This window comes from Mesorhizobium sp. M2A.F.Ca.ET.037.01.1.1 (assembly GCF_003998075.1).
Taxonomy (GTDB): domain Bacteria; phylum Pseudomonadota; class Alphaproteobacteria; order Rhizobiales; family Rhizobiaceae; genus Mesorhizobium.
Genome location: NZ_RZSA01000502.1, coordinates 1 through 4,781, shown reverse-complemented (window position 1 = coordinate 4,781; position 4,781 = coordinate 1). Strand labels below are relative to the sequence as shown.

General features: G+C 59.3%; 3 protein-coding genes and 1 pseudogene. 1 reads left to right on the top strand and 3 read right to left on the bottom strand.

The genetic code is table 11. The features are described 5' to 3' along the window. Positions 1-198: 198 nt before the first annotated feature. From EOA27_RS22535 to EOA27_RS22525, 3 genes are all read right to left on the bottom strand, one after another. Complete coding sequence (locus tag EOA27_RS22535; RefSeq protein ID WP_126078223.1) at positions 199-603, bottom strand: hypothetical protein; 405 nt, start codon at positions 601-603, stop codon at positions 199-201. Between the two features lie 234 nt (positions 604-837). Then, entirely contained in the window at positions 838-1,896 is a 1,059-nt protein-coding gene (locus tag EOA27_RS22530; protein WP_126078224.1) for an acyltransferase, read from the bottom strand. A gap of 178 nt (positions 1,897-2,074) precedes the next feature. Continuing rightward, on the bottom strand, positions 2,075-3,946 hold the full coding sequence (locus tag EOA27_RS22525; RefSeq protein WP_126078225.1) for a cellulose synthase catalytic subunit: 1,872 nt from the start codon (positions 3,944-3,946) through the stop codon (positions 2,075-2,077). Between the two features lie 546 nt (positions 3,947-4,492). On the opposite strand from EOA27_RS22525, the pseudogene EOA27_RS22520 reads away from it, so the two are divergent. Next, positions 4,493-4,781, top strand: a pseudogene (locus tag EOA27_RS22520) (beta-mannosidase); the annotation flags it as partial.

Genomic DNA, 4,781 nt, shown 5'->3' with positions numbered 1-4,781 from the left:
GGCGGGGGTGACGGCTGGCACTGGCCGAGCAAGGCGGCTGTTGTCGAAAAGCCGAAGGCGCGTCGGAAGTAATCCCGCCGGCGTCCGTCGGCCGGAACCGCAACGGGCGAGCAACCGAAGGGCAAGAGGCAGCGTGCCGTCAGCACGCAAATACCCTCTTGCCCCGCGATCACGCCCCCCGGCGACGGATTGGGTGGGTTAGCGCGCCCGGCAGGCCGAGCGCTGGCCGAAGCCACTCGGGCCGCAGATCCACGGCGAATGGCCAAGCAGCGGACCGACGCTGCCCATGCTGTAGGAAATCTTGACGGGCCGTGGCACACGAGCAGGCTGCGGCCGGACGAAGGTGGCATAAGCCTCTTCCCTCACGCGCGTCACGCTGGACGTCTGCGTCAGCGACTTGCGGTGAACGCGATGCAGCCGATGCTTCATGACATATTGCATCTTCTTTGTGGTGGTGTGGGCTGCCGGGTCGATGCTGATCGAGCTGGTCTTCATCGTGTCCATGCTCTGGCAACCGGACCCGATCGAGACCAGTGCAAGAGCGGCAATGGCGCAAGCATATCTCTTGCCTACGGCCGCTGCTTCCTTCATGAAATCGTTCATTGTCGTCCCCTGCCACGAAATAAGCGTTGTTTTCGCGCGGATATATTCCCTCTTTGCTTGGCTTCCGCGCCACGCGAACGGCTCGCCGCCATTCACATCATGGCTCAATATTAGAGGGGACTTATTAAAATTCGTGCAAACGAGATGATGAGCGCGGTCTTTCGCGACTCTATCGACTATTATTAAAATGCGAACGTTTATTTCGGCAGCCGCTCTTTCCGCCCAAGCCGACGGTCAATTTCTGGCCAGCGTAGCTGTGTAGGACAGTCTCGCCTTCAGGCGGCTCAACGGTTGTTCCAACAAGTGCCAGGAGGTCGCGGCAGCCGCGACCGTGACCAGGCCCGCAATCACGAACCGGATCGGACCGAGCGGAGGAAACTGCGTCTCGAAGGATTCGCAGAACAGGAAGACGACGGCCAGTGCGGGGAAATGATAAAGATAGATCCCGTAGCTGATACGGCCCAGATATCGCAAAACGGAGTTCTCTGCCAGTCGCTTGATCAGGCCCTTGGCACCTGCGCTCGCCCAACACACGACAGCGACCAAAGGTACGACCGTCAGGAAGTCGCCGAGGACGAAGTTGAACATGGCCGCCTGCAGCGTGAATGAAACCGCCACGATGGCGATGGCCGCGACGCTTGCTATCGCCAGTCTCCACCGCAGCACATCGGTCAGTCGATTGGAAGCTTCGATCGCCGCGAGAAGGGCGCCGGCGCCCAAAGCGTCAAACGCGGCCGGCGTCAGCACGTAACGGGCCGGCCCTTCCGGAAGATAGAACATGATGGCTGCCCGAAAGGCGACTGCCGCAAGGATGACCCCAATCAGCGTCGGGATTAGTGTTTGACGAGGGCTCAGTACGATCAGCAGCGGCCAAAACAAATAAAACTGCTCCTCGACGCTCAAACTCCACAGATGGGCGAGCTGCCAGGGGTCCCAGTTACCGTTTAGCGCAAACAAGACATTGGAGAGGTAGGCAGCGTGCCAGGGCAACGATGTCCGGATTTCGGGCAAGAAGGCGGCCGCCAAGGTCAGCATCACGTAATATGCCGGAAAAATCCTCAGGGCCCGCCGCAGATAGAAGACCAGGATGACTCCGAGAGCGCCCTGCGATCGGGCCACTTCTTTCGATCGGATCAAGATACCCGTGATCAGGTAACCGCTGATAACAAAAAACAGCCGAACACCATAATGCCCCCAGGGTGAGGCTTCATCCCAGAAGTGCGAGTACATGACGGCGAATACAGCAACCGCTCGCAGCGAGTCTATCTGCGGCCTATACTCGGGATTAGGCATGATGGTGAGCAGGAGATGCCCGCTTGCCAGGGCTTAGCGTCGTCGCGTCCAGACTAATCACACGCATTCGCGCGCGACGACGACCACCAAAGAAGCGAGTCCGCCGAATAGGATTTGAACTATGAACGACAGCTGTCTCCGGGCATTCCATTCGACCATTCATTCGACTCTTGAGGCTTCATTCACCCCAACCGGGATCAAAGCGGAACCTTTGGCTTCCGAGCTCGCCGCGGCCTGCACCGGAAACCGGATACGTGACCTTGACGATGTGTAGGCCGGCGCCCTGCTGCAGTCCATATATGCCTTGCAGCCCGCGATCGTAAAATCCCGCCAGCGGGATTAATACGGCGACGGCGGCGAGCGATCCTTGCAGGGCAAACTTGCCTACGTTTTGCCGCAGCGAAATCTTGTTCTCTGTCAGATGCTTGCCAACTATCACCACGACCAGCAATCCGTAGATCGTCGCATTGAACGCGGCCAACCAGTAGAAACCGAGGGCCCTCGAAGGATGCTCCACAAGAAGAACCGGCAACGAAGCACCAACCGCAAGCAGGGCGTATGGCACGATGACGCGGGCGGGCAGAAGGTGTTTTGGGCCGCTGCCTTTTGGAGTGACGCGGAAATCGACGAATGACTTGGTCAGATAATCGCGAACCGATGCCAGCGTTCCTGCCATCACCCAGGGCCAGCGCGCGAACAGATGGAAGAGTGTCCCTTCCCAACTGACAGCCTTCGCCGAGAATGGACGCGAGAGACCTAACCTCTTTAGAAAGATCACCAGAGCAATCGGGATGGCCGCGCTTGGCATATAGTAGAAAAGGAATTCCGGATACGCCACGTTGGCAAAATTGTCGCCCGACAAAAGCGCGTAGATCGGCATGATATATGTCGCCATCGCGAACAAGGCGAACATGGGATACCAGAGCTGGCAGAATACGAACTGCCGTCTGAGCCTCGGGCTGAGCTTGGACAGATATGTCGGCGTGTATTCAAGCAGGATGGTCGTCAAGCTACGCGACCATTGGAATTCCTGAGTAATCAGATCGGCGAAAGTCTGCGGACCGTCGCCATTCGCGATTGCATCGATGGCATGGACGCCGCGCCATCCGGCGGCGTTGATCAGCATCGAGGTTGAATGGTCCTCGGCCAGTTCAGGACCCAGCCCACCAGCTTGCCGCAACGCAATGGTGCGCACGGCATAATGCGAACCGATGCAGAGCGGGGCGCCGTTGCTGGTGTAGCCGGATTGCAGGGGGCCGTGGAGCATACCTTCCACAAACAGCCGGCCGCGCGCGGCCCAGCTTTCGTTGGCATTGTTGTCGCAGATACTGGGCGCCGAGACATAGCCGACGGCGGGATCGGCGAAGGGATAAAGGATTTCCCTCAGATAGGTCGGCGTCGGCACGTGATCGGCGTCCATCTGGGCGACGAAGTCGTAGCGCTCGTAACCGTAGTGGTCGTAAAAGAAGGCCAGATTGCCTTCCTTGCAGCGGGTCCGGCGCGGCCAGGTCTTGCGGTGATAGTCCTCGCGGCCGCGCCTGGTCGAAATCAGCACGCCATGCGCGTCGCACCAGCGAACCGTCGCCTCGGTCGGATCCTCGTCGGCAAGCCAGGTGTCGTGCGGATAGTCCTGCGCCAGCATCGCTTCCAATGTGCGCTGCACCACGGCGAAAGGCTCCGACGGCGCCTTGGTGACCACCATGGCGACGCGCGAATGCTTCGGGATCATGTGCAGCTTCGACGACTTCCTCGAGGCATGGACGTTGAGCAGGAAATACATCGGCATCAAGGTCAGCCAGGCCAGCACGATTGTGGCGAAGGCAAAGGGCCCGACATGATCGATATGCTCGGGCCGCAGCCACCAGGACCAGAAGAAAGCCAGCGCGACGAACCAGGAAGCAAGGCCAAGCCGCAAGATCAATTGCTGGCGCGGCGTGAGCACCGGCACGAGATAAGGACCCTTGGGGCCGTGGCCGGTCGAAACCGCGCCAGCCTTGCCCATTGACGTCGTTTTGCCGCCGACAACGCCGGCATCCCCAGATACGCCCATACTACCCACGCCCTGTCCGCCCGGCTGAGCCGGTCGAACGCATTCATCCCCGCTACAGAATCAGCTTGAGCTAATGCAGTGTCAACAGAATTAGGTTTTCGTTAACCAAGCTTATTGGAAACTGGTTAACCAACCGCGGCTTCCGCGACCTTCACGGTCGGCGCGCGGCCGCAACGCCCGGCTGAGGTGAAACGCACGGGGCCAGCGCGAGCCACCTTCCGTTAACCATACCGGCAGCTATAAGGTTAAGTAACGGTTAATTGCGCTTGACTCTCGCCGAGCATAGGCTCTCATATGAGAGAGGGTTAATATCGTAATGTTGACGCGAATTTGTGAGTATCGCGGCGACCTCGTCTCAAGATCCAGCTATAGAGGTTGGAGAGACCACAATAACGGACGGCACAGCGTAGAACGTGCCAGTTCTAGTCGCTCAGAAAACCCGCATCACGTCGGCAAACCGATATTGGGTTTGCGTGCCGGCTTCAGTCGGCACGTTGTGGCAAGCTTCAAGGTCCAGCGGGACATTGAAGCCCATCGGAGGCGGGTATGAAACTCTCTACAGCAACCGCGCTTGTGTCGGCGCTTATTCTCAGCGTGGCCTTGCCAGCGTCGGCGGGTTCGCAGACGGGAACGGATCCGATCAAGACGAGCTCGGCCGCGTCGGCGTTCGGCTCCTACGATCCTTATGGCGATTTCAGCAATGACAAGTCGGCCAGCATCGAGGAACTGTTCCTGCCTTGGGAAGACGTCGACCTGTCGACACTGCCGCTGGCCGACGCCTACGCCCAGCAGCGCGGCCGTTCGCTGCTGATCACCATCGAGCCTTGGACATGGT